The organism is Streptomyces flavotricini, from assembly GCF_020639365.1.
Taxonomy (GTDB): domain Bacteria; phylum Actinomycetota; class Actinomycetes; order Streptomycetales; family Streptomycetaceae; genus Streptomyces; species Streptomyces flavotricini.
Map to the genome: position 1 here is coordinate 724,981 of NZ_JAINUL010000001.1, position 24,417 is coordinate 749,397.

26 protein-coding genes are annotated in these 24,417 nt (G+C 73.6%); 12 read left to right on the top strand and 14 right to left on the bottom strand.

The window, feature by feature from the left end; all coding sequences use genetic code 11:
* Nucleotides 1-48 precede the first annotated feature (48 nt).
* Together K7B10_RS03655 and K7B10_RS03660 are read left to right on the top strand one after the other, a co-directional pair.
* Nucleotides 49-1,977, top strand: a complete 1,929-nt coding sequence (locus tag K7B10_RS03655; RefSeq protein ID WP_308284490.1) for a peroxidase family protein — start codon at nucleotides 49-51, stop codon at nucleotides 1,975-1,977.
* Nucleotides 1,962-2,228: a hypothetical protein gene (locus K7B10_RS03660; RefSeq protein ID WP_229334499.1), complete on the top strand. Its 267-nt coding sequence runs from the start codon at nucleotides 1,962-1,964 to the stop codon at nucleotides 2,226-2,228. The genes K7B10_RS03655 and K7B10_RS03660 overlap by 16 nt, the downstream gene beginning before the upstream one ends.
* 44 nt (nucleotides 2,229-2,272) lie before the next feature.
* On the opposite strand, the gene K7B10_RS03665 is transcribed toward K7B10_RS03660, so the two are convergent.
* Both K7B10_RS03665 and K7B10_RS03670 read right to left on the bottom strand, forming a co-directional pair.
* Complete coding sequence (locus K7B10_RS03665) at nucleotides 2,273-3,238, bottom strand: alpha/beta fold hydrolase (protein WP_229334500.1); 966 nt, start codon at nucleotides 3,236-3,238, stop codon at nucleotides 2,273-2,275.
* 10 nt (nucleotides 3,239-3,248) lie between these two features.
* Nucleotides 3,249-3,605, bottom strand: coding sequence for an ArsR/SmtB family transcription factor (locus K7B10_RS03670; protein ID WP_229334501.1), 357 nt, complete (start codon nucleotides 3,603-3,605; stop codon nucleotides 3,249-3,251).
* Between the two features lie 70 nt (nucleotides 3,606-3,675).
* Here K7B10_RS03670 and K7B10_RS03675 point away from each other — a divergent pair, with 70 nt between their 5' ends.
* From K7B10_RS03675 to K7B10_RS03690, 4 genes are all read left to right on the top strand, one after another.
* Nucleotides 3,676-4,722 (top strand): cation diffusion facilitator family transporter, encoded by a 1,047-nt coding sequence (locus K7B10_RS03675; protein WP_229334502.1) that lies wholly within the window; start codon nucleotides 3,676-3,678, stop codon nucleotides 4,720-4,722.
* 246 nt (nucleotides 4,723-4,968) lie between these two features.
* Nucleotides 4,969-5,328, top strand: a complete 360-nt coding sequence (locus tag K7B10_RS03680; protein WP_229334503.1) for an SAV_915 family protein — start codon at nucleotides 4,969-4,971, stop codon at nucleotides 5,326-5,328.
* A gap of 12 nt (nucleotides 5,329-5,340) precedes the next feature.
* A complete protein-coding gene (lysA, locus tag K7B10_RS03685) occupies nucleotides 5,341-6,678 on the top strand; it encodes a diaminopimelate decarboxylase (protein WP_229334504.1) in 1,338 nt (445 codons plus the stop codon).
* 166 nt (nucleotides 6,679-6,844) lie between these two features.
* A complete protein-coding gene (locus tag K7B10_RS03690) occupies nucleotides 6,845-8,494 on the top strand; it encodes an FAD-dependent monooxygenase (RefSeq protein WP_229334505.1) in 1,650 nt (549 codons plus the stop codon).
* On the opposite strand, the gene K7B10_RS03695 is transcribed toward K7B10_RS03690, so the two are convergent.
* Nucleotides 8,419-9,243, bottom strand: coding sequence for a DUF4386 domain-containing protein (locus tag K7B10_RS03695; protein WP_229334506.1), 825 nt, complete (start codon nucleotides 9,241-9,243; stop codon nucleotides 8,419-8,421). The genes K7B10_RS03690 and K7B10_RS03695 overlap by 76 nt on opposite strands.
* Nucleotides 9,244-9,351: 108 nt before the next feature.
* Here K7B10_RS03695 and K7B10_RS03700 point away from each other — a divergent pair, with 108 nt between their 5' ends.
* Together K7B10_RS03700 and K7B10_RS03705 are read left to right on the top strand one after the other, a co-directional pair.
* The gene (locus tag K7B10_RS03700) at nucleotides 9,352-10,068 is read left to right on the top strand and encodes a TetR/AcrR family transcriptional regulator C-terminal domain-containing protein (protein WP_229334507.1); all 717 of its coding nucleotides are present in this window, start codon (nucleotides 9,352-9,354) and stop codon (nucleotides 10,066-10,068) included.
* 9 nt (nucleotides 10,069-10,077) lie between these two features.
* The gene (locus tag K7B10_RS03705) at nucleotides 10,078-10,698 is read left to right on the top strand and encodes an L-threonylcarbamoyladenylate synthase (protein ID WP_030856676.1); all 621 of its coding nucleotides are present in this window, start codon (nucleotides 10,078-10,080) and stop codon (nucleotides 10,696-10,698) included.
* A gap of 55 nt (nucleotides 10,699-10,753) precedes the next feature.
* On the opposite strand, the gene K7B10_RS03710 is transcribed toward K7B10_RS03705, so the two are convergent.
* Nucleotides 10,754-11,737: a hypothetical protein gene (locus tag K7B10_RS03710; RefSeq protein ID WP_229334508.1), complete on the bottom strand. Its 984-nt coding sequence runs from the start codon at nucleotides 11,735-11,737 to the stop codon at nucleotides 10,754-10,756.
* A 114-nt stretch (nucleotides 11,738-11,851) separates the two neighbouring features.
* Complete coding sequence (locus K7B10_RS03715) at nucleotides 11,852-12,280, bottom strand: guanyl-specific ribonuclease (RefSeq protein ID WP_229334509.1); 429 nt, start codon at nucleotides 12,278-12,280, stop codon at nucleotides 11,852-11,854.
* 184 nt (nucleotides 12,281-12,464) lie between these two features.
* Between K7B10_RS03715 and K7B10_RS03720 the strand changes: the two genes are divergently transcribed.
* The 3 genes from K7B10_RS03720 to K7B10_RS03730 all read left to right on the top strand — a co-directional run bounded on the left by K7B10_RS03720 (nucleotide 12,465) and on the right by K7B10_RS03730 (nucleotide 15,126).
* Nucleotides 12,465-13,130: a maltokinase N-terminal cap-like domain-containing protein gene (locus K7B10_RS03720; protein WP_229334510.1), complete on the top strand. Its 666-nt coding sequence runs from the start codon at nucleotides 12,465-12,467 to the stop codon at nucleotides 13,128-13,130.
* 95 nt (nucleotides 13,131-13,225) lie between these two features.
* Complete coding sequence (locus tag K7B10_RS03725) at nucleotides 13,226-13,453, top strand: DUF6296 family protein (protein ID WP_229334511.1); 228 nt, start codon at nucleotides 13,226-13,228, stop codon at nucleotides 13,451-13,453.
* A gap of 260 nt (nucleotides 13,454-13,713) precedes the next feature.
* On the top strand, nucleotides 13,714-15,126 hold the full coding sequence (locus tag K7B10_RS03730) for a L,D-transpeptidase (protein WP_229334512.1): 1,413 nt from the start codon (nucleotides 13,714-13,716) through the stop codon (nucleotides 15,124-15,126).
* 68 nt (nucleotides 15,127-15,194) lie between these two features.
* Here K7B10_RS03730 and K7B10_RS03735 read toward each other — a convergent pair whose 3' ends face one another.
* Nucleotides 15,195-15,869 (bottom strand): DUF4360 domain-containing protein, encoded by a 675-nt coding sequence (locus K7B10_RS03735; RefSeq protein WP_372481359.1) that lies wholly within the window; start codon nucleotides 15,867-15,869, stop codon nucleotides 15,195-15,197.
* 48 nt (nucleotides 15,870-15,917) lie between these two features.
* Nucleotides 15,918-16,565, bottom strand: a complete 648-nt coding sequence (locus K7B10_RS03740) for a DUF4360 domain-containing protein (protein ID WP_229334513.1) — start codon at nucleotides 16,563-16,565, stop codon at nucleotides 15,918-15,920.
* A gap of 388 nt (nucleotides 16,566-16,953) precedes the next feature.
* Here K7B10_RS03740 and K7B10_RS03745 point away from each other — a divergent pair, with 388 nt between their 5' ends.
* Entirely contained in the window at nucleotides 16,954-17,793 is an 840-nt protein-coding gene (locus K7B10_RS03745) for a class II glutamine amidotransferase (protein ID WP_229344740.1), read from the top strand.
* Between the two features lie 67 nt (nucleotides 17,794-17,860).
* On the opposite strand, the gene hypE is transcribed toward K7B10_RS03745, so the two are convergent.
* The 7 genes from hypE to K7B10_RS41520 form a co-directional block, all read right to left on the bottom strand.
* Nucleotides 17,861-18,850 carry a hydrogenase expression/formation protein HypE gene (hypE, locus tag K7B10_RS03750; protein WP_372481532.1) on the bottom strand — a complete coding sequence of 330 codons (990 nt, stop codon included), beginning with the start codon at nucleotides 18,848-18,850 and terminating at the stop codon, nucleotides 17,861-17,863.
* 76 nt (nucleotides 18,851-18,926) lie between these two features.
* The gene (gene hypD, locus K7B10_RS03755) at nucleotides 18,927-20,063 is read right to left on the bottom strand and encodes a hydrogenase formation protein HypD (RefSeq protein ID WP_229334514.1); all 1,137 of its coding nucleotides are present in this window, start codon (nucleotides 20,061-20,063) and stop codon (nucleotides 18,927-18,929) included.
* Nucleotides 20,060-20,425 carry a HypC/HybG/HupF family hydrogenase formation chaperone gene (locus K7B10_RS03760; RefSeq protein ID WP_229334515.1) on the bottom strand — a complete coding sequence of 122 codons (366 nt, stop codon included), beginning with the start codon at nucleotides 20,423-20,425 and terminating at the stop codon, nucleotides 20,060-20,062. The genes hypD and K7B10_RS03760 overlap by 4 nt, the downstream gene beginning before the upstream one ends.
* Complete coding sequence (hypF, locus tag K7B10_RS03765) at nucleotides 20,394-22,781, bottom strand: carbamoyltransferase HypF (RefSeq protein WP_229334516.1); 2,388 nt, start codon at nucleotides 22,779-22,781, stop codon at nucleotides 20,394-20,396. Before hypF ends, K7B10_RS03760 begins: the two co-directional genes overlap by 32 nt.
* Nucleotides 22,781-23,728 (bottom strand): hydrogenase nickel incorporation protein HypB, encoded by a 948-nt coding sequence (hypB, locus tag K7B10_RS03770; RefSeq protein ID WP_229334517.1) that lies wholly within the window; start codon nucleotides 23,726-23,728, stop codon nucleotides 22,781-22,783. The genes hypF and hypB overlap by 1 nt, the downstream gene beginning before the upstream one ends.
* A 3-nt stretch (nucleotides 23,729-23,731) precedes the next feature.
* On the bottom strand, nucleotides 23,732-24,139 hold the full coding sequence (locus tag K7B10_RS03775; RefSeq protein WP_229334518.1) for a hydrogenase maturation nickel metallochaperone HypA/HybF: 408 nt from the start codon (nucleotides 24,137-24,139) through the stop codon (nucleotides 23,732-23,734).
* A 156-nt stretch (nucleotides 24,140-24,295) separates the two neighbouring features.
* Nucleotides 24,296-24,400: a DUF6893 family small protein gene (locus K7B10_RS41520; protein WP_372481360.1), complete on the bottom strand. Its 105-nt coding sequence runs from the start codon at nucleotides 24,398-24,400 to the stop codon at nucleotides 24,296-24,298.
* Between the last annotated feature and the right edge of the window lie 17 nt (nucleotides 24,401-24,417).

A 24,417-nucleotide genomic window follows, 5' to 3' on the forward strand; every position in this document is an offset into this window, starting at 1 on the left:
CCGCTCTCCCGCCCCTTCCCCCTGTTCCGCCGACCGCTGAGGAACGCCGTGACCGACACCACCTCCACCTCCACGTCCACGTCCACCGAGCCGAGCGCCGCCCCGACCCAGGGGCCCCCGGCGGCCCAGGCCGTCCCCGCGCAGGCCGCCCGCCCCGGCCAGGCACCCTCGTACGACCCGCCGGGGCTCCTGGAACGCCTCGGCTCGGCCGCCTTCGCCCGCGTCAACCGCACGCGCGAATGGCACGAACTGCCGCTCCCCCTGGGACTGCTGAACCTCCGGGTGCTCCGCGACGACCTGCGCCGCAAGAACCTGTACGACACCTACGGCGCGGGCGGGGAGCGCCGCCGACGTCCCACCCCCGCGCTCGCGCCCTTCCGCTCGTACGACGGCTCGGGCTACGACCCGTACGACGAGGACATGGGCCGGGTCGGCACCCGGCTCGACCGCAACGCACCGCTGCACCTGGTCTTCCCGGACTCCGACGAGGAGCTGATGTCGCCGAGCCCGCGCGAGATCAGCAGGCAGCTGCTGGCCCGCAAGGGGTTCGTGCCCGCGCCCACCCTCAACCTGCTGGCCGCGGCCTGGATCCAGTTCGAGAACCACGGCTGGGCCAACCACGGCGACAACGAGGAGGCCGAACCGTTCACCGTCCCGCTCGCCGAGGACGACGACTGGGCCGAGCAGGGCGGCAGCTGCCCGATGCGCGTGAACCGCACCCGCCCCGATCCGGTCGCGCACACCTCGGCCGATGTGCCGCCCACGTACGAGAACACCGTCACGCACTGGTGGGACGGCTCGCAGATCTACGGCTCCGACGAGGCCCGCTGCCGGGCTCTGCGCACGGGGGAGCACGGGCGGCTGATCGTCGAGGACGGGCGGCTGCCCGCCGACCCGCGGCCCGGGAAGTCCTGCCTGGACTGGACGGGCATGAACAGCGACTACTGGGCCGGTCTGTCGCTGCTGCACACGCTCTTCGCCAAGGAGCACAACGCGATCTGCGACTACCTGCGCGCCCACTACCCGACCTGGGACGACGAACGGCTCTTCCACACCGCGCGGCTGGTGAACACCGCGCTGATGGCGAAGATCCACACGGTGGAGTGGACGCCGGGCATCCTCGACACGCCGGTGCTGCGCCGCGCGATGGACACCAACTGGTACGGGGTGCTGCCGCGCTGGGTCAGCCGGACGTACGGGCGCGTCGGCAGGGGCGAGATGCTCAGCGGGATCCCCGGCTCCCCGACGGACCACCACGCGGCCCCGTTCTCGATGACGGAGGAGTTCGTCTCCGCGTACCGGCTGCACCCGCTGATCCCCGACGAGCTGGCCGTACGGGACCACCGCGCGGGCGGCGTCCGCGCGACCATCGGCTTCGAGGACATGCAGGGCAGGGCCACCCGTACGGCGGTCGACGCGTACGGCATGAGCGACCTCTTCTACAGCTTCGGCACGGCCCACCCCGGGGCCCTCGTGCTGCACAACCACCCCGACGCGCTGCGCAATCTGGCCCGGCTCACCGGCGAGCACATCGACCTGGGCACGGTCGACGTGCTGCGCGACCGCGAGCGCGGGGTCCCCCGCTACAACGCGTACCGGCAGATGCTGCGCAAGCGCCCGGTCACCTCCTTCGAAGAGCTGACCGGCGGGCACCCGGGCGACACGCCGCTGCTCAAGGAGCTGTACGAGGGGCGCCTCGACCGGGTGGACACGCTGGTCGGCAATCTCGCCGAGCCGCGGCCGGCCGGGTTCGGCTTCAGCGACTCGCTGTTCCGGATCTTCATCCTGATGGCGAGCCGGCGGCTGAAGAGCGACCGCTTCTTCACCACCGACTACCGGCCGGAGGTGTACACGGCGGAGGGCCTGGAGTGGGTCGACCGGGGCGGCATGGTCTCCGTCCTGCTGCGCCACCACCCCGAACTGGCCCCGGCCCTCGACGGTGTGACCAATGCCTTCGCCCCGTGGCGGGCGCTGTGACGGCCGTTCCCGCGCCGCGCAGGGGGCAGGTGGCCCGGCACGAGCCCGCGGAGGGGCTGCGGGCGCACTCCGCGGCGCTGCTGCGGCAAGCGGAACGGTTGCGGGCCGGAGCCGCCGCGCCGGACTGGAAGGGTCCGCAGGCCGAGGCCTTCCGCCGGCGGGTCGAAGCCCTGGCCGAACGCTGCGCGACGGCGGCGGCAGGCCTGACCCGGTCCGCCGAGCAGCTGGACACGGCCGTACGCCCGCGCTGACGGCGGGGGCCCGGCTCCGCCCGCGAACCGGGCCCCCGTGCTCCTCACTGCTTCCGTGCCTCGTCCACCACCTCGCGCACCGCGTCCGCGACCAGCCGGGGCCGCTCGACCGCTATGCCGTGGCCGCTGTCGGTGTCGGTGATGTGCCGGGCGTGGAGCTCGCGGGCGAGGTCGTCCTGGGCGGCGAGCCAGGCCGGCCAGGTCGATCCGCCGTCGCCGACCGCGAGGTCCCACGGTTTGTCGGAGGTCAGCACGGCGGCGGGCAGGGGGTGCGGCATCGGGGGCGCGCCGCGGAACTCCGCCACGGAGGCCTCGTAGTCGGGCACTTCGAGGCCCTTCCCCCGGTCCATCGCCTCGATCTTGTGCATCCAGTCCGACCACTGGGCCGGTGTCAGGGTGTCGCGCAGGTACGGTGACGCGCCGTCGACGGTGACGAGGCCGGACACGTGGGGGAAGTCGGTGCGTGCGAAGAGCTCGGCGATCATCGCCCCCCAGGAGGCGCCGACCAGCACGAACGGCCCGTGCTCGCCGGCGGCGGACAGCACCGCCCGCAGGTCCCGCACCCCCGCCCGCGCCGTGGTGGGCTGGGGGACCGGGGTCGAGGAGGTCGGCTTTCCATCGGTCCGCGTGGTCCCGGGGCGGTCGTAGGCGCACACCCGCGTGAACGAGGCGACCGTCGGAAGCACGGCCGCCGTACTGGGTTTCAGGCCGGCCGCGGGGGTGGCGGGGTCCACGACATGGGTCCACTCGTCCCCGGCCCCGCCCGTCCCGGAGACGAGCACGACGGTCGGGGAGCCCGTTCCCCGGCAGTCCAGCCGGATGTCCCGCCCGCCGCCCACGGGCACCGGGCGGGAGGGATCCCCGGCGATGCCTCCCGGGGAGACGGCCGCCGCAGGAGTGGCCGCCGGCGTGGCCGTGCCCCTGCTCGCGGCGGGACCGCCGCCCGCGGCGAGCGCGAGAGCCGCCACGACGGTGACCGCACCGGCCAGGACCCGGCCTCCTCCGGACACCCGCCCAGTGTCACACCCTGCCCTGACCGGGGCGATCGGGCCCGGCCGCGGCGAGCGCCTCGGCGACGAGGCGCCTCAGGTGGTCGTCGGTCAGGGCGTAGACCACGCGGCGGCCCTCCTTGCGGGTGGTCACCAGCCCCGACATCCGCAGCCGGGCGAGGTGCTGGCTGACGGCCGGCCGGGCGGCTCCCACCGCCGCGACCAGGGTGGCGACATCGGCTTCCTCCGAGGCCAGGGCGTGCAGGAGAGCGAGGCGGGTCCGGTCGGCCAGCAGGCCCAGGATCCCGGCCGCCGCCTCGAAGGCCCGCGGGCCCGGTTCTTGCGGGTGCGAACCCTGCGCAGGTGATAGGTGCATGCGTGCGCTCATACGCACATAATAGGCGGATGGACGCTCGCGCCCACCCTTCCCCGCCGTCCTCGTCGAAAGCGAGCACGCTGTGAGCCACCACCACGAGCACCACGACGGACCGTTCCGGGCGCGGCCGCGACGCCGGCTTCCGCACCGGCTCGGCCGTGTGGCGCACGCCCTCACCCCGCACGGTCACGAACCGGCCGCCAAGGTCGACCCGGCGATGGAGACCTCCCGGCAGGGCATGCGCACGCTGTGGCAGTCGCTGGGCGTCCTCGGTCTCACCACGGCGGTCCAGGCCGGCGTCGTCGCCCTTTCCGGGTCGGTGGCCCTGCTCGGCGACACGGTCCACAACGCCGCCGACGCGCTGACGGCCGTCCCCCTCGGCATCGCATTCGTCCTCGGGCGGCGCGCGGCCGACCGCCGCTACACCTACGGCTACGGCCGCGCCGAGGATCTGGCCGGCATCGTGGTCGTGCTGACCATCGCGGCCTCCTGCGCCCTCGCCGCGTACCAGGCCGTCGACCGGCTGCTGCACCCCCGCGAGATCAGCCAGCTCTGGGCGGTCGCGGGCGCCGCGGTGGTCGGCTTCCTCGGCAACGAGTGGGTGGCCCGGCAGCGGATCCGCACCGGCCGCAGGATCGGCTCCGCGGCGCTCGTCGCCGACGGACTGCACGCCCGTACGGACGGCTTCACCTCGCTCGCCGTCCTCCTCGGCGCGGGCGGCGCCGCGATCGGCTGGGAGAGCGCCGACCCGGTCGTCGGCCTGCTCATCACCGCGGCGATCCTCGTGGTGGTGCGCGACGCCGCGCGCGAGGTCTGCCGACGGCTCATGGACTCGGTCGATCCGGCCCTGGTCGACACCGCGCACGGCGCGTTGCTCGGCGTGCCCGGCGTACGGGCCACCGGACAGGTCCGCATGCGGTGGATCGGGCACGCGCTGCGGGCCGAAGCGGACATCGTCGTCGACGCGCACCTGACGGTGGTGCAGGCGCACGCCCTGGCCGTGGAGGCCGAACACGCCCTGATCCACGCCGTCCCCCGGCTGACCGCCGCCACCGTGCACATCGACCACACCGCCGACCACGAGGATCCGCACGCCGCGCTGGCCCACCACGTGGGCCGTACGGGCTGACGGAAGGGCGGTGGCGGACTGACGGCGGGCTGACGGCGGCCGGGGCGGAATCCTGACGCGCCCCTGATGCCTGAGCCGGGAGCGCGTCAGCGGCGTGTATGGAGTGGGCCGTTTCCCGTCAAGGTGGCGTCAGGGACCGGAGCGGAGAGGCCGCGTTCGGGGATAGCTTCGCAGTCGCGCCCCGCACTGCCTCCCCGCACTCGGGGCGCCACCAGTCGCCTCTTGCGGTTCCTCAGGGAGGGCCCCATGTGTCTGTTCCGGTACGAAGACGATCCCGAGCCCGAGGAACGGGTCCCGGCCGGACTCCTGTACGTGCCCGTCCGGCCGGGAAGGGGAGCGGAGGCGGTGATCCGCCTGTTCCGCACCCCGCTGGGCGCCCGTACGGCCGTCGGCTTCACGCGCACGGACCTGCTGGCCGCCACCCTCGGTGAGGGCCAGGGCTGCATCCGGCTGTCGGAGTCCTTGCTGCGGGAGCTGTGCGCACCGCTCGGCGCGGATCTGATCACCGTCGACCCGACGCTGTCGGCCCCGGCGGCCGCTCCGGCCTCTCCCGCCGCGGCTGCGGCTCCGCACCGACCGGGCCGGCTCCCGGCCCAGGCCGCCTGAGGGGGGAGTTTCATGACCACCGTCACCGTGTCCGAGATCGCCTCGGACTCCGCGGACGAGCTGTCCGTCTGGCCCGCCTCGACGACCCGGCTGCCGCACGGGGGCCTGGCAGTCGGCGGGGTCCCGCTGACCGAGATCGCCGACCGCTTCGACACCCCGGCGTACGTGCTGGACGAGGGCGAGGTACGAGCCCGCTGCCGCACCTACCGCGACGCCTTCCCGGACGCCGAAGTGCTCTACGCCGCCAAGGCCTTCCTCTCCCGCGCCATGGTCCACTGGGTCGCCGAGGAGGGCCTCGGACTCGACGTCTGCTCGGCGGGCGAACTCGAACTCGCCGTCACCGCCGGATTCCCGCCGGACCGGATCCTCCTGCACGGGAACGCCAAGTCGCCCCGCGACATCGAGACCGCCCTGCGGCTCGGCGTGGGCCGGATCGTCATCGACAGTCCGTCCGAGATCGCCCGCCTCGCCGCGGCCGTCGGCCCGGGCGGGCACCAGAAGGTCCTGGTCCGCGTCGTCCCCGGCATCTCGGCCGGCGGCCACGAGAAGATCCGTACCGGCACCGACGGCCAGAAGTTCGGACTGTCCCTCACGGACGGCTCCGCGCAGCACGCCGTCACCCGCCTGCTCGGCCAGCCACAGCTCGAACTCGTGGGCCTGCACTGCCACATCGGCTCCCAGATCACCGACGTGAAGCCGTACCTGACGGCGGTGCGCCGTGTGGTCGGCCTGATGGCGCGCATCCGCGACGCGCACGGCGTCACGCTCCCCGAGCTCGACATGGGCGGCGGCCACGGCATCGCGTACCGCCCGGGTGAACCCGCGCTCGACCTCACGGCCCTGGCCGGCCGGCTGCGCGCCGAGCTCGTGGAGAGCTGTGCCGGGGCGGGGCTGCCGGTGCCCCGGCTCGCCGTCGAGCCGGGCAGGGCGATCGCCGGTCCGGCGGGCGTGGCCCTGTACCGGGTGCTCGCGGTGAAGCGCACCGGGGACCGGGTGTTCGTGGCCGTGGACGGCGGAATGAGCGACAACCCCCGGCCGGCGCTGTACGGGGTGCGGTACGCGCCCCGCCTGATCGGCCGCCGCTCCACCGCCGCGTCCTGTACGGCCACGGTCGTCGGCCGGCACTGCGAGGCGGGGGACATCCTCGCCGCCGACGTCGAGCTCCCCGGCGACGTCCACCCCGGTGATCTCCTGGCCGTACCCGTGGCGGGCGCCTACCAGCTGTCGATGGCCTCCGGCTACAACATGGTCGGGCGTCCCCCGGTCGTCGCCGTGGCCCACGGCGCGGCCCGGCTCCTCGTACGCCGCGAAACCCTGGACGACCTCCGCCGCCGCGACATCGGCGACTGAGGTCCGCCGGGGGTACCGACCGGCCCGCCGGCCGGCCGGTGCCCCCGGCCCTGATCGGCGAGACACCCCCTGGGGGGTGTCACCGGCCCGATCGCCGGGAGCGGGCGTGCGGGCCACCATGGGGGGGGAGGTCCGTACCCACGGGGAGCCCGCCCGGGAGGCGCCGATGGTGCACAGCGATGGATCGGCCGCGGACGTCCTGGTGGCGGGCGCCGGCCCGGTCGGCCTGACGGCCGCCGCCGAGCTGCGGCGGCGCGGGATCTCCTGCCGGATCGTCGACCGGCTCCCGGCGCGGCTGCCGTACGCCAAGGCGGTGGGGATCCAACCGCGGACCCTGGAGATCTGGGACCGCATGGGCTTCGTCCGGGCCGCGCTGGAGGCGGCCGTCCCGATGCGCGGGCAGCTGACGTACGTGAACGGCGTGGAGCAGCCCCGGCTGGACCTGGTGCTGCCCCCCGAGGTGCCGTACCGCTTCGCGGCGCTGCCCCAGTACGAGACCGAGCGGATCATCGAGGAGTTCCTGGAGGGGTTCGGGACGCGCATCGAGCGGGGCACCGAGCTGGTCTCCTTCGTCCAGGACGCCGACGGGGTGACCAGCCGGCTCACGACTCCCGCCGGGGACGAGGAAGTGCGCACCCGGTTCCTGGTGGGCTGCGACGGCGCGCACAGCGTCGTCCGCAAGGGGCTCGGGCTGACCTTCGAGGGAGGCGCCTTCCCCGAGGAGTACATGCTCGCCGACGTGGAGGTCGACTGGGACCTGCCGTACGCGTACGGGGTGCGGGCGATGCACCACGACGCCCGGGGCGCCGTCGACGACGTGCTGGTGTGCATCCCGTTGCCGGGCGAGCGCCGCTACCGGGTGTCGATGACGGTGCCGCCCGAACTCTCCGCCGCTCCCCCTTCGGGCGGTGACGCGGTGCTGCACGGCCTGGAGGGCGGCCGGGCCCCCGAACTCGGGCACGTCCAGGCCGTGCTGGACCGGCTGTCCCCGCAACCCACGACGGCGTCGGCCATGCGCTGGTCGTCGGTGTTCCGGATCAGCCACCGGCTGGTGGACCGGTACGGGGAGGGGCGCGTCTTCGTGGCCGGGGACGCGGCGCACATCCACCCGCCGACCGGGGCGCAGGGCATGAACACCGGGATCCAGGACGCCTGGAACCTGGCCTGGAAGCTGGCGCTCGCCGTGCGGGGCGCCGGGGCTCCCGGGCTGCTCGCGAGCTACGACGCCGAGCGCCGGCCGGTGGGCGCGGAGGTCGTGGGCCGTACGGTCCGGCAGGCCGCCGAGGGCGTCCAGGCCGATCCGGAGGACGCGGACACGCTGATGATGCGCCAGGCCCAGCTGCTGGTCGGCTACCGCGGCAGCCCCCTCGTACAGGCGGCGGAGCCGGCGGACCCGGACGGTCCCGGGCCGCGGCCCGGGGACCGGGCGCCGGACTGCGGCGGGCTCTCCGGGCACATCGCGGCGTATCCGGTCCGCCTGTACGACCTGCTGCGCGGCCGCGAGCACATGCTGCTGCTGTACGGGCCCGGCCCGGCGCTGGACGGCCTCGCCGATCTCACCTCCGCGGTCCGGGGCTTCGCGACGGGCCGGGTCGGGGTGTGCGCGATCCTCGCCGAGGCCGAGCCCGGGGCGGCGGCCGACCGGGGGGCGCAGCTGCCCGTGTACCGGGACGGCCGGGGCGAGTTCGCCCGGATGTACGGGGTGCGGGAACCGGCGGCCTTCGTGGTCCGGCCGGACGGCTACCTCGGCGCCAGGCTGTGCCCGCCGACCGTCTCGGGGCTGTCCGCCCACTTCTCGCAGGTGTTCGGGAGCTGAGCGGGCTCGCCCGACCCCTCGGCCGCCGCGCCCCCGGCCCTCGGCCCCTCGCTCCCAGGGGCCTCGGCCCGCGGGTCCCGGGCTCCCGTGAACCCCTTGGCGAGCAGCCGGATCGCCAGGCCCACCTCCCAGGCGAACACCGGGAGCGCGGCGAGCGTCCCGGCCGCCGAGACCTGCTCGTACAGGCCGAACAGGACGGCGGTCGCCGAGGCGCAGATCAGTGTGCCTCCGATGAGCCCCAGCACGGCGAGGGGCCGCGGGACCAGCCGTGAGCGGTACATCAGGCAGGCCAGCACGAGGGTGTTCGCGCCGAGGACGAAGTTGGGCCCGAGGAGGAAGGTCCAGTCGTGGATCGCCACGAGGGTGTCGGCGGCCGTGACCAGCGAGGCGGCTTCGCCGCCCGGCGCTCCCGCGGATTCCCGGCGCAGCGTCACCACCGACAGCACGCTGATGATGCCCACGACGATGACGGCGGCTTCCAGCAGCCGTCCGCAGACGTAGCCGAGCGCGGCGCCCTCGTTCTGCCGCCTGACGACCGGGTACAGGGCGACCCCCGTGCCGATGACGGCCAGCGCGAGGACGAACTCGCACAGCGCCCCGAGGAACACCCGCGGGTCGGCGCCGGGGCCGAGGACGTAGCCGGCGTCGTGCAGCACGGGGCCGTACAGCACGAGCCCGCCGATCGCGGCGACCTCGGTGACGAGGAACAACACCCCTGTGACGACCGCGGTCTTTCTGGTCGAGCCCATGCGGAACCACTCCCTCTTCGGAGGTGTACGGCGTACACCTGAGCGATACGGTAGGTGTACGCCGTACACTCGTCAAGCCGGACCACCACGACGAGGGAGCCGATCGAGATGACCCCCCGACCGGAGGCGGCGCCCCGGGCGCCGCTGAGCAGGGACCGGGTGCTGAGCGCCGCCGTGGAGCTGGCCGACGGCATCGGGATCGAGGCGCTGAGCATGCGCCGGCTCGCGCAGGAGCTGGGCGTCGTGCCGATGGCGCTCTACAAGCACGTCGCCAACAAGGAACAGCTCCTGGACGGCATGGTGGAGGCCGTCGTGAGCGAGATCGATCCCCCGGCCCGCGGATCCGACTGGCAGGGCGCGGTCCGCCGGCGGATCCTCTCGGCGCGCGCGGCCCTGCTCGGCCACCCCTGGGCGGCCCAGGTGATCCGCTCGCGCAGCGGCCCGACCCCGGCGGTGCTCGCGTACCTGGACTCGGTGATCGGCATGCTCCGCGCCGGGGGCCTCTCCGTCGACCTCACCCACCACGCGATGCACGCGCTCGGCGGCCGCGTCCTCGGCTTCACCCAGGAGGTGTTCGACGCCGCCCCGGACCCGGACCCCGCGGCGCCGGCGGCCATGCCCGCGGAGGCCGCCGCGGCCTACCCCCATGTCGCGGAGCTGGCGATGGCCGCGGCGCACGACGGGGACTCCGTCGTGGGCGGCGGCTGTGACGACCAGTTCGAGTTCGAGTTCGCGCTCGACCTGCTCCTGGACGGCTTCGAACGCCTCAGGCGGCAGGGCTGGTCGTCAGGCGCCCGGCGAGCCGGGGATGGCCTGATCGCGTAGGCTCGGCCAATGGCCAAGTACTTCGACGTGCACCCCGAGAACCCCCAGCAGCGCACCATCGGCAGTGTCGCTGACAGCATCCGCTCCGGCGCGCTCGTCGCGTACCCGACGGACTCCTGCTACGCGCTGGGCTGCCAGCTCGGCAACCGTGACGGCCTCGCCCGGATCCGGTCCATCCGCAACCTCGACGACCGTCACCACTTCACCCTGGTGTGCCAGGACTTCGCCCAGCTGGGCCAGCTCGTGCAGATCGACAACGACGTGTTCCGCGCGATCAAGGCGTCCACGCCCGGCAGTTACACCTTCATCCTCCCCGCCACGAAGGAAGTGCCGCGCCAGCTGCTGCACCCCAAGAAGAAGACGGTCGGTGTGCGCATCCCCGACCACGCGGTGACGCAGGCCCTGCTCGCCGAGCTGGGCGAGCCGCTGCTGTCCAGCACCCTGCTGCTGCCCGACGAGCCGGAGCCGCTGACGCAGGGCTGGGAGATCAAGGAGCGGCTCGACTACCTGGTGGACATCGTGGTCGACTCGGGCGAGTGCGGGACCGAGCCGACCACCGTCATCGACTTCTCCGGCGGCGAGGCCGAGATCGTCCGGCGCGGGGCGGGCGACACCACGCGGTTCGAGTGACGCAGCCCGCCGCGGCCCGCCTGCCGCGGGACCCGGACCCCGGCCCGGACCCGGGTCACGCGGCGGGTGGATCGGCCGGCCGGGGCTCACCGCCACGGCGCACCAGACCGTAGGCCCAGCGCTCGTTCAGGCCGGCGAGGAAGCCGATGCCGCCCCAGAAGAACCAGGCCTTGATCAGGGCCTGGTGGCCGGCAGCGGAGAGCGGGACCGGCCCGCACATGTCCTCGGGGGCGGCCGGCGGGGTGAGCACGGTGAGGATGCCACCGTTGATGAGCAGGAAGAGTGAGCTGGCCAGGAACCAGCCGACCACCACCCGGTACCAGCCCTCCTGACGCATCATCCGGGCGAGCTGCACCGGATCCGCCGGGACGTCGGCGGGCTCCGAACCGCCGGGGGCCGGCCGGATCAGCTGGTAGGCGTCGCGCAGCCGGATGATCACGCTGAAGACCGCCCCCATCGCCCCGCCCGCGAAGCAGACCAGGGAGTCCATCAGGACCAGCTCCTCGGGGCAGCCGATGGCGCCGTGGAACAGCGGCGGCAGGAACCGGCCGGCGAACAGGGCCAGTACGAGCACCACGGGGCTGAGGACGATGCCGAAGGCGAGGCCCGTGTTGAGTCCGCGCCCGCCCGCGAGTGCCGCGTCGGCCGCGAGCCGCTGGGCGGCTCCGTCGGCCTCGGCCCGGAGGCGGCCCGTTCCGGTTCCCGCCGCCGTCCCCGCTCCGGTTCCTGCTCCGGTTCCCGCTCCGGGCGGACGCCCGGCGGGGCCTGCCGAGGCCTCGCGGATGCCCGCGCGCACGGCCGCCTCCAGAGCGCGGCACACGGCCTCGCCCGTTCGCCGCTCGAAGGCGCGCTGCGCGGCCGCGTGGAGGCGTTCGACCCGGTCCAGCTGCAGCGGCTCCGCCTCCCTCAGACGCTGGAGGCCGGGGGCTTCCTCGGCGAGACCGAGGGCCCCGGCAATCGTCCGCGGCTCGACGGGGCCCGCGGCGCCGAACAGCCAGGCTCCGATCGCGCCGGTCCGGTCCCTGCGCCCTTCACCCATCGACATCCCCCTTGATCCCAGGGGAAGTTGTACCGTCCCACCCGTCCCGGCGGAACCCCCGGCCCGTGGCCTCGCACGGGCCGGGAGCCGCCGGGCGGTGTTCGAACGGACCGATCAGCAGCCGAAGTCGACCTTGCGGAACGAGGCGTAATGGTCGGAGGTGTAGTAGTCCTCCTCCCACTGCTGACCGGTGATGATCCGGCGCGCCCCGCGCGTCGGCGAGCCCGGGGTGATGACGGTGTACTCGTGGTAGTAGCCGCTGCCGTGGATGGGCAGCAGCCGCTCGCGGTTCTGGAAGACGACGCCGTCCTGGGAGTAGGGGAACGGGCCTCCCTGGTCGATGAGGTCGAGGGTGTCGTGCGCCTGCGACGGCAGTGCCGAGTAGCAGACCCTGCCGACCGAGGCCGTCGCGGCGGCCACGACGGAGACGGGAGCGGAGGCGGAGGCGGGAACGGGAGCCGCCGAAGCGGCCGGTCCGGTGAGGAGGGCGCCGGCGACGGCCGCGGCTCCGACGAGGGTCAGGAAGCGTGGGGGGATTCTCATGCGCCCATGATGACGCGCGTAGAGCTGACACCGTCAACGCCAACTGGCTTGAGTTTCCTACCTGTTCACCGGCCGTGGACGGCGCTTGGCTCGGATGTCGGCGGCTCGTAAGGCGGACGCAACCCGGGGCGGCGCGACGCCGGTGGCAGGATGATCGTCAGTCGACCGAGAGAGGTGCCGCACCATGGCCGTCGTCCACCGGACCACGATGACCCCGGGCAAGCTGGAGCTGCTCGCTTCCTGGCTTCCCACCCAGCCCTGGTACCAGGACCCCGGCGCGGGGCGCGCCCCGCAGCCGGCCAGGGCCGGGGGCTTCCGGCTCGACGACCCGCAGGGCGAGGTCGGGATCGAGTTCATGGCGGTCCGCGACGGTGCGGGAGACCGGCCGGTCACCTACCACGTGCCCCTCACGTACCGCGGCGCGGCGCTGGACGGGGCGGAACACGCCCTCATCGGCACCTCCGAGCACGGTGTGCTGGGGCGCCGGTGGATCTACGACGGGGCCCACGACCCCGTCCTGGTCGAGCGGTTGTACGCACTCGTGCGCGGGGAGGCGGAGCCGCAGGCCCAGAGCGAGAGCGATACGCCCGACCCGTCCGTCACGGGCTGGTACGCGGGGGCCGGCGGGCCGGGCCCGGTCACGATCCTCGGCGTGTCCGCCGGACCGGAGGCGACCGACGTGCTCGTGCGGACCCCGTCCGGAAGGCCGACCCTCAGCATCCGTCGGATCCTGCGGCCCGCACCGGCCGGGGAGGACACCGCCGACCGGCCTCTGGGCCACGTCACGGCTGAGTGGACGCTGCCGGACGCCACCTCGGCGCGCGGCCGGTACGCCGTCGTCCTCGCGTAAGCCGCGCTCCGTGGCGCGCGGGCGGCGCGCACCGACCGCTGCGCGCATCATGGAAGGTGGGAAAGGCCCCTTTCGCCCGGCAGAGGAGGGCGCGGATGAGTTCCGAGCGCTACGAGCTGGTGTTTTCCGAGGGCCCGGACACGAGCGAGGACGTCGTCGTGGTGACGGCCACCGGCCAGGCCGGACCGGGCGGCCACCCCGTCTACGCGGACGCGACCGGCATCGTCCGCGCGGAGATCAGCGACCAGGAAGAGGTCCGCGTCCTCGCCTCGGGCGGCGGCCAGGACCCGGCCCGCGTGGTCCGGGTCCGCCCGCTGCCCTGAACGCGCCCCGGTCACGCGCCGGCGGCACCCGCAAGTGCCCGCCCGGCCGCCAGCGTTGCTCCGTCCGAGTTCTCTTGCGTGCCCGTTCGGTCGCACCACCCGAGCGCATGATCATCATTTAGCCGCGCAATCGTTTTGATGCTCCCAACGGGCCGTGGGCGAGCTGGGAAGGCTGCGTGGCGATGTCATCGACGCACCGGGCACAAAAGGAACGACGGGTACGACGGGCCCTCGGGGCGCCGGGGAGCAGGACGTGGAGCGTGGTGGCCGCCGTCACCGGCGCCGCCCTCGTCGTCGCGGCGGGCCGGGCGCCCGGGCAGGACGCCGCCGGCCGGCCGGCCGGCGCCCCCGACGCCGCGGTGACCCTCCTGGTCGGCCGGGCCCTGGACGTGGGCGACGGCGGCATCGCCGCCCGGTGCGCGCTGGAGGCCTTCCGGGACGGCCTGTGCACCGGCTGGCGGCAGCAGCGGGTGCGGGCCACCTCCCGGGGGGCCGGGTCGGTCCTGCGGGGCCCCGCGTCGCGCGAGGGCGCCGGGGCGGCCCGTACGGTCGTCCTCCCCACCAACTCCGGCGGTCCGCTCGAGATCGCACTCGCGGAGGCGGGCCGGCTCACCGATGTCACCGTCCACGACGGGCACGGGCGCTACGTGGGCGGCGAACTCGCCCCCAGGAGCCGCCACTGGACCAACACCGAGCCGCTGCGGGCCGGCGAGCTCTACACCGTGCGGGTGGGCGCCCAGGACGCGGCGGGGACCCCGGTGGGCGTCACCATGGCCTTCCGGACCTCCTCTCCCCCGGACGAGGGCCGGCTCACCGTGGAGTTCGGGCCGCGGCCCGGCACGTACGGCGCGGGGCAGATCGTGACGGCCGCCCTGAGCCGGCCGGTTCCCGCCTCCGACCGGACCGCCCGGGCCCGGGTGGAGCGGGCGCTCCAGGTCACCTCGGAGCCGGCCGTCGAGGGCGGCTGGCACTGGGTGGACGAGTCGACGCTGCACTACCGGCCGCGGACGTACTGGCCGGCGCACGCCGAGGTGCACGTGACCAGCGGTCTCGACGGGGTCGAGGTCGGCGACCACGACTACGGCGGCCCCTCCGACTCCACCGGGTTCACCGTCGGGGACCGGATCGAGGCGATCACCGACGCCGAGTCGCACGAGATGACCGTACGGCGCAACGGCAAGGTCATCCGGACGATCCCGGTCACCACCGGCAAGGCGGGGTTCCGGACCCGCAGTGGCATCAAGGTCGTGCTGGGCAAGGAGTACCAGGTCCGGATGCGCGGGGACTCCGTCGGTATCAAGCGCGGCACGAGCGAGTTCTACGACCTGCCGGTCTTCTACGCGACGCGGGTGACCTGGAGCGGCGAGTACGTGCACGCCGCCCCCTGGTCGGTCGCCTCGCAGGGCGAGGAGAACGTGAGCCATGGCTGTACGGGCATGAGCACGGCGGAGGCCGCCTGGTTCTTCCAGACCGTACGGGAGGGGGACATCGTGCAGGTGGTCAACAGCGAGGGCGAGCCGATGGCCCCCTTCGAGAACGGCTTCGGCGACTGGAACCTGGACTGGCGGGCCTGGCAGGCGGGCAGCGCCCTCGGTTCCGACGCCCCCGTCCCGGCCGCCGCCCTCCCGGCGGTGGCCCGCCACACCGCGTCCCGGCTGCGCCCGCTGACCTGAGCGGCGCGGCGCCGTACCCGGCGGAGCCGCCGGGTACGGCGCGGGGCGTCAGGCGGTGGGGGCGCGGGCTACTTCGGCCCGGGGCAGACCTGCCAGGCGAGGTGGTAGAGCGTGCTCACGCTCGCGTCCGTGGAGTCCATGGCCATGAAACTCGTCGCGGTCTGCGGATTGGACGTGCCCGCATTCACCCGCAGTTCCGTATTGATGTTGAAGTTGCGTTTTTCTCCGCACGGGGCCCAGACCAGATCTGCGTATTCGGTCTTGTCGCTCGCCTGCCAGTTGTCGTTGTGCGGCCCGTTGAACTGATGCGTGCGCTGGGTCGTCTGCGGCATTCCCTGGAAGTAGTAGTTCGCCCGCTCCTGACCCCACGCACCGGGCTGGAGGAATGCGAATCCGCGGTAATCCGCCTGGACGATCGCGTAGGTGAATCCCGAGGGAACGTGGACGCGGAGGTTGAGCTGGCAGTTCTTGCGGAATGCCGTGGGCGGCGCGCCGGGTCCGACCTGTGCGAGGTAGTCACTGTAGGTGACGGTGAAGGCGGTGTTGTCGGGCGCTACGGCCACCTCGGCGGTGCCCTCGCGGCAGCCGGATCCGTTCACGGTGGCGAGTTCGATCACGATCTTGTCGGGCGGAGCGGTGATCTGCGGGGTGTGGCCGGCCGCCCCGGCGGAGGTCGCCGCCGTGGCGATCAGCACGGCCGCCGCGCCACCGGTGAGCAGGGTACGAGACAGGGAATGAGACATCGTTGTCACTCCTGATCATCGATCGGTGTTTCCTGCGCTCGCGCCGCGTCAGGCCGCCGCCGGGCATTCCTTCCACTCGAAGTGGTAGACCGTGCTCACGCTGCCGTCCGTCGAGTCCATGCTCATGAAGCTCAGGGCCTGCGGGTTCGAGGTCCCCGCGTACACCCGCAGTTCGCTGTTGACGTTCAGGTTGCGCTCCTCGCCACAGGGCGCGAAGACCAGGTCCTGGTAGTCGGTCTGGTCGCTCGCCTGCCAGTTGTCGGAGTACGGGCCGCCGAACTGGTGGTTCGTGCGGGCCGTCTGCGGCATGCCCTGGAAGTAGTAGTTCGCGCGCTGCTGGCCGTAGGCCCCGCGCTGGAGGTGCGCGAAGCCGCGGTAGTCGGCGCGGGCGATGGCGTACGTGAACCCCTGCGGTACGTGGACCTGGAGGGCGAGCTGGCAGTTCTTGCGGAACTCGGTGCCGCCCGAGCCGGCGCCCGCCTGGGCCAGGTAGTTGCTGTACGTGACGCTGAACGAGGTGTTGTCGGAGGCGGTGGTGACCCCCGCTGTCCCCTGCGGGCATCCCGAACCGTTCACACCGACCACCTCGACGGTGATTCTGCCGGGCGGCGTGGACGGGGTGTCGGCCTGTGCGGGAACGGCCAGGGCGCATAACGCCGCGACCGCCGCGCCGACGGTGCATCTGCGGAGCAACATCTTTGTTTCTCCATTCATCGGTCCGGTCGCCGATCCGGAAGAACCGGGGACCGGAAGGGAGCCGAATCCGGAAACGGAACCGGAACCGGTTCGAATTTGGGCATGCACATGTCACCACAGGGAATCCGCGGTGGGAAGGACGCGAAACGGCCAACCCCTCCGTCCTGCACCGCCCTGGCCGAATTCGGCACCAGGGCTCCGGCCGCCGCAGAGCGGGCCTGACCTTCCGGAACCGGCGGAGCGCACGCGCGGGCGAGGGACCGCCCGCTCCGAGAAGCTGGCCGAACCGTACGGCGTAAGCACATGAAGGGCATACGCGTCAAGATGCGAGGCATGGGAAGCTCGGCCGCGATAGGCTCGTACGAGGCCCAGGAGAGGGATGATGCGGATGTGTCGCTGGCTCGCCTACTCCGGTTCGCCGATGTTGCTCGACGCGGTGCTCTACCAGCCGGAACACTCGCTGATCGACCAGAGCCTCCACGCCAAGATGGGCGTCGAGTCGACGAACGGCGACGGCTTCGGCATCGGTTGGTACAGCGCCGACGGCGGCGGCACTCCGGCGATCTTCCGGGACATCGGACCGGCCTGGAACAACCGCAACCTGCGGGAACTGGCCGCCCACGTGCGCTCGACGCTGTTCTTCGCCCATGTCCGCGCCTCCACCGGTTCGGCCATTCAGCAGACGAACTGCCATCCGTTCCGGCACGGCCGCTGGCTGTGGATGCACAACGGCGCGATCACGGACTTCCACCGCCTGCAGCGCGATCTGTGCATGGCCGTGGACCCCGCCCTGTTCCCCTGCATCGAAGGCTCGACCGACTCCGAGGTCATGTTCTACCTGGCCGTCACCTACGGCCTCGACCAGGACCCCCCGGGCGCGGTCGCCCGGATGACGGGTCTGGTGGAGCGCCTCGGCAAGGAGCACGGCGTCCCCGACCCCATGCAGATGACGGTCGCGGTCAGCGACGGCGAGCGGGTCTGGGCCTTCCGCTACTCCAGCGCGGGCAAGTCCCGTTCGCTCTTCTACAGCAGCAAGGCCGAAACGGTCCGGCACCTCCACCCGGAGCTGCCGTTCCTGCGGGAGGTCTCCGACGCGACGCGGCTGGTGGTCTCCGAGCCCCTCGGCGACCTCCCCGGCGTGTGGAACGAACTCCCCGAGGCCAGTTACGCGGTCCTCCCCTCGGAGGCCGCGGAGGACTACTTCCCGTTCATCCCCGAACTCCCCTGAAGCCCCGGCCGCGTACCGTGGTGAGGGCGGCGGCTCGCTCACGACGGTACGGGGCCGGGGCCCGGCCTCAGCAGATGCGGGGCAGCTGCTCCCCGATCGGCAGGTCGACGACGCGGGTGCCGCCGAGGCCGGTGCGGGCCACCACCAGTCCGGGGTGGGCCTCGACCGCCTCGCCGATCACGGTCGCGTGCCGGCCCAGCGGGTGCGCGCGCATCGCGTCGAGGACGGCGTCGGCGTGCTCTCGGGGCACGAACGCGACCAGCTTGCCCTCGTTGGCCACGTAGAAGGGGTCGAGGCCGAGGATCGCGCAGGCGTTTCCGACGGCCTCCGGGACCGGCACCCGGCCCTCGTGGATGACGACCCCGGCCCCCGAGGCCGCCGCGATCTCGTTGAGGGCGGCCGCCAGCCCGCCGCGCGTGGGGTCGCGCAGCACGTGCAGGTCGGGGGTGACCGCGAGCATGGCCTGGACGAGCCCGCCCAGCGGCGCGCAGTCGCTCTGGACGTCCACCCCGAACTCGAGGCCCTCGCGGACGCTCATGATGGCCACGCCGTGCAGGCCGATCTCCCCGCTGACGATGACGACGTCACCCGGCACGACGCGCTGCGGGCGCAGGTCCACCCCGTCGGGGATGAGCCCGATGCCGGCGGTGTTGAGGTAGATGCCGTCGCCGTGGCCGGACTCGACCACCTTGGTGTCCCCGGTGGCCACCTCGACGCCCGCGGCCCGCGCGGCCGCGCCGAGGTCCTCGGAGACGCGGCCCACCACGGAGAGCTCGACGCCCTCCTCGAGGATGAACCCGCAGGAGAGGTAGGCGGCCCGGGCCCCGCTCATGGCCAGGTCGTTGACCGTGCCGTTGACCGCGAGGTCCCCGATGCTGCCGCCGGGGAAGAACAGCGGCCGCACCACGTACGAGTCGGTCGAGAAGGCGAGGCGCGCCCCGCCCAGGGTGACCGCGGCCGAGTCGCCGAGCCGGGCGAGCACCTCGCCGCCGAAAGCGGGTGCGAAGACGTGCTGGACGAGCTCGGCGGAGAGCGCTCCGCCGCCTCCGTGGCCCATCACCACGCGGGGGCGGTCCCGCAGCGGGGCCGGACACGTCCAGCCGGTGACGTCGAGTACGGCGTCGGAGAGGGCTTCAGACAACGGGGCTCGCCTCCAGCGGTGCGGTCCGGGCGGCCGGCGCGAGGTCGAGGCGCCGGTAGAGGTAGTACGCGGCACACGCGCCCTCGCTGGAGACCATCGTGGCGCCGAGCGGGGTGCGCGGGGTGCAGGTGGTGCCGAACGCCTCGCACTGGTGCGGCTTGATGAGCCCCTGGAGGACCTCCCCGCTGCGGCACTCGGCGGGCTCCTGCGTGGCGATGTCCGTCACCGAGAAGCGGTGCTCGGCGTCGTAGTCCCGGTAGCGGGCGGACAGCCGCCAGCCGCTGCGGGGGATGACACCGATGCCGCGCCAGGCGCGGTCGGTGACCTCGAAGACGTCCTCCAGCATCGCGAGCGCGGCCGGGTTCCCCTCCGGGCGGACGGCGCGCGCGTAGGCGTTGTCGACGGTGTGCTCGCCCCGCTCCAGCTGACGGACGGCCCGGCGTACGCCTTCGAGGATGTCCAGCGGCTCGAAGCCGGTGACCACGATGGGGACCCGGTGGCGCGCGGCCAGCTCCGGATACTCCCCCATGCCCATCACGCTGCACACGTGCCCGGCGGCGAGGAAGCCCTGGACCCGGCAGCTCGGGGAAGTCATGATCGCCTCGATGGCCGGGGGCACCCGGACGTGGGAGACGAGCAGGCTGAAGTTGGGGATGCCGAGCCTCTTGGCCTGATGGACCGTCATGGCGTTGGGCGGCGCGGTGGTCTCGAAGCCGATGCCGAAGAACACCACCTCGCGCGCCGGGTTCTGCTGCGCGATCCGCAGGGCGTCGAGCGGGGAGTACACCACCCGTACGTCGCCGCCCTCGCTGCGCACCTGGAACAGGTCGCGGCCGGATCCGGGGACTCGGAGCATGTCGCCGAAGGAGCAGAAGATGACGTCCGGCCGGGAGGCGATCTCCAGTGCCTTGTCGATGACCTCCAGCGGGGTCACGCACACCGGACAGCCAGGGCCGTGGATCAACTCGACCTGCTCGGGCAGGAGCTGGTCGATCCCGTGCCGGATGATGGTGTGCGTCTGGCCGCCGCAGACCTCCATCAGCGCCCAGGGGCGGGTGACGGTGGCGTGGATGTCGTCGAGCAGGCGGCGGGCCAGCTCGGGGTCCTGGAATTCGTCGATGTACTTCACTGCTGCTGAGCCTCCTGTACGGCGCCCTCTGCGTCCCCGGCGTGCTGCGGCTGCTCCGCGATGTCGTCGGCGAAGGGCCACTCCTCCATGCCCGCCTCGGCCGCCGCCCGCTCCCAGGGGTCGCCGAACTCCTCCTGGAGCATGCCGAGCTGGGCGAAGAGTTCGAGGGTCTGCCGGGCCGACTCCTCGTCGAGCCGCTGGAGGGCGAAGCCGACGTGGACGATGGCGTACTCGCCGACCTGGAGGTCCGGGAGGTACTCCAGGCACACCTCCTTGACCACGCCGCCGAAATCGACGGTCGCCATGCGGGTGCCGTCCTTCTCCCCGATGTCAAGCACTCTGCCGGGTACCGCCAGGCACATGGCCCTCTCCTTGCTGTGGGTGTCGCGGGGTACTGGCCGCCACCATGAGCTGGCCGAGGGCCAGCCCCCCGTCGTTCGGCGGGACGCGGTGGTGGCGCAGAACGGTGAAGCCGCGCTCGCGCAGCAGGCGGGCGCAGGCGCTGGAGAGCACGGTGTTGGCGAAGACCCCGCCGCTCAGGGCGACGGTGTCGAGCCCGTGCCGCTCGCGCGCGAGGACGGCCAGCGTGCCCACGAGATCGGCGACGGCCGTGTGGAAGCGGGCGGCGATCAGCGCCTTGGGCTCGCCGGCCCGTACGTCGGCCACGACCGCCGCGAGCACGGGGGCCGCGTCGGCCGTGACCGGGCTCTCGCCGCCCCGTTCTCGCTCGCGCAGCGCGAAGGCGTAACCGCCGTCCGCCTCCGTCCCGCACCCGGCGAGGGCCGCGGACTCCAGCTCGACGGCGGCCTGGGCCTCGTACCCGGCATGGTGGCAGACGCCGGCCAGGGAGGAGACCGCGTCGAAGAGCCGGCCCATGCTGGAAGTCGGCACGCAGTGCAGGTTCCGATCCAACTGGCGGCGGAGCAGCCGTAGTTCCTCGGGCGGACAGGCCGCCGTACAGGGCAGGTCCGGGTCCCAGTCGAGCCCGGCGGCACGCAGATGGGACAGGGCCATCCGGTACGGCCGGTGCACGGCGGCATCACCGCCCGGCAGCGGGACGTAGGCGAGGTGCGCGAACCGGGTGTACCCCGCGTAGTCCGCGAGCAGCACCTCCCCGCCCCACACCGCGCCGTCGTCGCCGTATCCGGTGCCGTCGAACGCGACGCCGATCACCCTGCCGGCGCCGTCGTCCCGGCCGTGTTCGGCCATCGCGGACGCGATGTGCGCGTGGTGGTGCTGGACTCCGAGGACCGGGCGGCCGGCGGCCCGGGCGCGGACCAGGCGGCCGGAGCGGTAGCCGGGGTGCCGGTCCACGGCGAGCAGCCCGGGCGCGACGCCGGTGATGGACTCCAGCTGCTGCTGCGCGCGTTCGAAGGCGTACTGCGTGGCCAGGTCGTCCATGTCCCCGATGTGCGCCGACAGCCAGGCCTTGCGGCCCTCGCCGAGGCAGAAGGCGTTCTTGAGGTCGCCCCCGGCGGCCAGCGTGGCGGGTACGGACAGCGGGAGCGTGAGGGGCAGCGGGGCGTGGCCGCGGGAGCGGCGCAGGGTCAGCGCCTCGCCGTCGCAGACGCGCACGACGGAGTCGTCGCAGGGGACGTGGATGGGCCGGTCGTGGGTGAGCCAGGCGTCGGCGAGCCGGCCGAGCCGGTCCATGGCCTCGGTGTCGTCGGTGACGATGGGCTCGCCCGACAGGTTGCCGCTGGTCATGACGAGCAGCCGGGGTCCGGGCGGGTCGCCGGGCAGGCCGAGCAGCAGATGGTGCACGGGGGTGTACGGGAGCATGACGCCCAGGTCGGGACTGCCCGGGGCGACGGCGTCGGCGACGAACTCCTCCTCGGCGGCTCCCGGGCGGCGGCGCAGCAGGACGATGGGGCGGACCGGCCCGGTGAGCAGGGCCCGTTCGGCCGGGCCCAGGTGGACGAGGTGCTCGATGTCGGCGGGATCGCGGGCCATCAGGGCGAAGGGCTTGTCCCCGCGAGCCTTGCGGCGCCGCAGCTCGGCCACGGCCCCGGCGTGCGCGGCGTCGCAGGCGAGGTGGTAGCCGCCGAGGCCCTTGACCGCGAGGATCGCCCCGCCGGCCAGCAGCCGGCGGGCCTCGGCCACCGGGTCGGCGTCCGCCGCCTCGCGCGGCGGCGTACCGGCGAGCAGGCGCAGCCGGGGTCCGCAGGCGGGGCAGGCCACCGGCTGGGCGTGGAAGCGCCGGTCGGCGGGGTCGGCGTACTCCCGGGCGCAGTCCGGGCACATCGGGAAGGGGGCCATGGTCGTGTGCGCCCGGTCGTACGGCACCCCGGTGACGATGGTGAAGCGGGGGCCGCAGTGGGTGCAGGTGATGAAGGGGTGTCGGTGGCGCCGGTCGGCCGGATCGGCCAGCTCCGCCAGGCAGTCGGCGCAGGTGGCCACGTCCGGGGAGACGAGGGTGCGGGCGGGCCCGCCGGAACGGGAGGCGACGATGGTGAAGCCCGCGCCGCCGGAGACGGGCACCTCGTGGTGGTCGACGGCGTCGACGACCGCCAGCGGCGGGGCGTCGGCCGCGAGCCGCTCGCAGAAGGCCGACACGTCCGCCGGGGCGCCTTCCACCTCGGCGACGACCCCCTCGGGGGTGTTGGTGACGTGCCCGGCGAGACCGAGTCCGGTCGCGCGGGTGTACACGTACGGCCGGAAGCCCACGCCCTGCACCACTCCGCGCACGACGACCCGGCGGCGCTCCACGGATTCCATCAGCGGGTCGGCACCACGCCGGAGTGCGGGTGTACGGCCCGGGAGGCGGAGCCGGGACCGTGGTGGCCGGGACCGGTACCGGGACCCGGACCGTGGTCGTGACCGGGACCGTGTTCATGGCCCGGACCGTGGCCGGCGCCGGGTGCGTGGTGGCGCCCGGGCCCGTGGCCGGGTGAGTGGTCGTGGCCGGGCCCGTGGTCGTGGTCGGGCCCGTGGTCGTGGTCGGGGGTCGCCGTGTGGTGATGGTGGTGTGCGGAGGGCTGTCGTGCCATGACGGGGGCGTGCACCGGGCCTCCGGAGCCGACCGCCAGCGCGCGGTCGAGCAGGACGCCCCCGCCCTCGCCGCGGCGGGCCGAGGTCAGCACCACCTCCACCCCCGGGTTGACCTGCTGGACGTGCGCGCGGAAGGCCGCCTCGTCGAACTCGACGGCCTGCGCGATGTCCGACTTCGTCACGACGACGAGCTGGGCCAGTCCGTACGCCGTCGGGTACTTGAGCGGCTTGTCCTCCCCCTCCGTCACCGAGGCGAGGACGACCCGCAGTGATTCGCCGAGGTCGTACGAGGCGGGGCAGACGAGGTTGCCGACGTTCTCCACGAACAGGATCCGGGTGTCCTCGGGCAGCCAGCCGTCGAGGTGCCGTCCGAGCATCGCGGCCTCCAGGTGGCAGAGCCCGTCGGTGAGCACCTGCTTGACGGGAACCCCCGAACGGGCCAGCCTCAGCGCGTCGTTCTCGGTGGCGAGGTCGGCGGTGAGGGCCGCGACCGGTACGCCGCGCTCGCGCGCCAGGCCGAGTTCGCGCTCCAGCAGGGCGGTCTTCCCGCTGCCCGGGCTGGACAGCAGGTTGACCACCGTGGTGCCGCGGGCGGTGAGTTCGGTGCGCAGGGCGTGCGCGGCCGATTCGTTCTTGGCGAGGACCGCCTGCTTCAGGTCGACCACACGGCACATGGTTCAGTGCTCCTCGGAGATCGGTTCGCGGGTGGGGGCCGGAGGCCGGACGCGGTCGGGTCCGTCCTCCCAGTGCACGCTGAGGATCTGCAGCTCGCGCCCGGTGAGCAGTTCGACGTCCGCGGCCTCCCCGCAGCCGGGGCAGACCAGCCGGGGCGGCATGCCGACCGCCCAGTCGCCCGTACAGGAACGGCAGTGGGCACGGGCGGCGACCGGCTCGGTCACGAGCTCGGCACCTTCCAGGAGCGTCCCCGCACAGGCGAGTTCGAAGCAGAAGGCGAGTGCGTCGGGCACCACCCCGGCCAGTTCTCCGACTTGGAGCCGGACCGAGGTGACGGCGGTCGCGCCGTCGGCCTCGGCGGCCTCCTCCACCTGGCCCACCACGGCCATGGCGATCGACATCTCGTGCATGGGACTCCGTCCTGCCGGGCCTCATTAGACCGGCCTGCGCCGTACGGGGCGCTCGGGCACGCCGACGCGCCGACGCCCCGTACGCCATTCGGGCGCCGGGGCGGTCGCACGTCAGGGATCACACGGATCGCGGTCACCGGCCGGCGGGTGAGCGGGTCACATGCGGCGGATCTTCAGATAGCGCCGGATGTCGGGGAGCACCACGCCCAGCGCGCAGGCGAGGACGGCGGCGGCCGCGCCGACGATGATGGCCTTCTTCATGGGTTCTCCTCGGTTGG

What these genes read in the sequence shown, in the direction of transcription:
- K7B10_RS03725 (WP_229334511.1), top strand. Translation starts at nt 13,226, where the DNA reads ATGAGTTCCGAGCGCTACGAGCTGGTGTTTTCCGAGGGCCCGGACACG.
- hypF (WP_229334516.1), bottom strand. Translation starts at nt 22,781, where the DNA reads ATGGAATCCGTGGAGCGCCGCCGGGTCGTCGTGCGCGGAGTGGTGCAG.
- K7B10_RS03695 (WP_229334506.1), bottom strand. Translation starts at nt 9,243, where the DNA reads ATGGGCTCGACCAGAAAGACCGCGGTCGTCACAGGGGTGTTGTTCCTC.
- K7B10_RS03715 (WP_229334509.1), bottom strand. Translation starts at nt 12,280, where the DNA reads ATGAGAATCCCCCCACGCTTCCTGACCCTCGTCGGAGCCGCGGCCGTC.
- hypB (WP_229334517.1), bottom strand. Translation starts at nt 23,728, where the DNA reads ATGTGCCGTGTGGTCGACCTGAAGCAGGCGGTCCTCGCCAAGAACGAA.
- K7B10_RS03680 (WP_229334503.1), top strand. Translation starts at nt 4,969, where the DNA reads ATGTGTCTGTTCCGGTACGAAGACGATCCCGAGCCCGAGGAACGGGTC.
- K7B10_RS03735 (WP_372481359.1), bottom strand. Translation starts at nt 15,869, where the DNA reads ATGTCTCATTCCCTGTCTCGTACCCTGCTCACCGGTGGCGCGGCGGCC.
- K7B10_RS03670 (WP_229334501.1), bottom strand. Translation starts at nt 3,605, where the DNA reads ATGAGCGCACGCATGCACCTATCACCTGCGCAGGGTTCGCACCCGCAA.
- K7B10_RS03740 (WP_229334513.1), bottom strand. Translation starts at nt 16,565, where the DNA reads ATGTTGCTCCGCAGATGCACCGTCGGCGCGGCGGTCGCGGCGTTATGC.
- K7B10_RS03760 (WP_229334515.1), bottom strand. Translation starts at nt 20,425, where the DNA reads ATGTGCCTGGCGGTACCCGGCAGAGTGCTTGACATCGGGGAGAAGGAC.
- hypE (WP_372481532.1), bottom strand. Translation starts at nt 18,850, where the DNA reads ATGGGCCACGGAGGCGGCGGAGCGCTCTCCGCCGAGCTCGTCCAGCAC.
- K7B10_RS03775 (WP_229334518.1), bottom strand. Translation starts at nt 24,139, where the DNA reads ATGCACGAGATGTCGATCGCCATGGCCGTGGTGGGCCAGGTGGAGGAG.
- K7B10_RS03720 (WP_229334510.1), top strand. Translation starts at nt 12,465, where the DNA reads ATGGCCGTCGTCCACCGGACCACGATGACCCCGGGCAAGCTGGAGCTG.
- K7B10_RS03690 (WP_229334505.1), top strand. Translation starts at nt 6,845, where the DNA reads ATGGTGCACAGCGATGGATCGGCCGCGGACGTCCTGGTGGCGGGCGCC.
- K7B10_RS41520 (WP_372481360.1), bottom strand. Translation starts at nt 24,400, where the DNA reads ATGAAGAAGGCCATCATCGTCGGCGCGGCCGCCGCCGTCCTCGCCTGC.
- K7B10_RS03705 (WP_030856676.1), top strand. Translation starts at nt 10,078, where the DNA reads ATGGCCAAGTACTTCGACGTGCACCCCGAGAACCCCCAGCAGCGCACC.
- lysA (WP_229334504.1), top strand. Translation starts at nt 5,341, where the DNA reads ATGACCACCGTCACCGTGTCCGAGATCGCCTCGGACTCCGCGGACGAG.
- K7B10_RS03710 (WP_229334508.1), bottom strand. Translation starts at nt 11,737, where the DNA reads ATGGGTGAAGGGCGCAGGGACCGGACCGGCGCGATCGGAGCCTGGCTG.
- K7B10_RS03745 (WP_229344740.1), top strand. Translation starts at nt 16,954, where the DNA reads ATGTGTCGCTGGCTCGCCTACTCCGGTTCGCCGATGTTGCTCGACGCG.
- K7B10_RS03700 (WP_229334507.1), top strand. Translation starts at nt 9,352, where the DNA reads ATGACCCCCCGACCGGAGGCGGCGCCCCGGGCGCCGCTGAGCAGGGAC.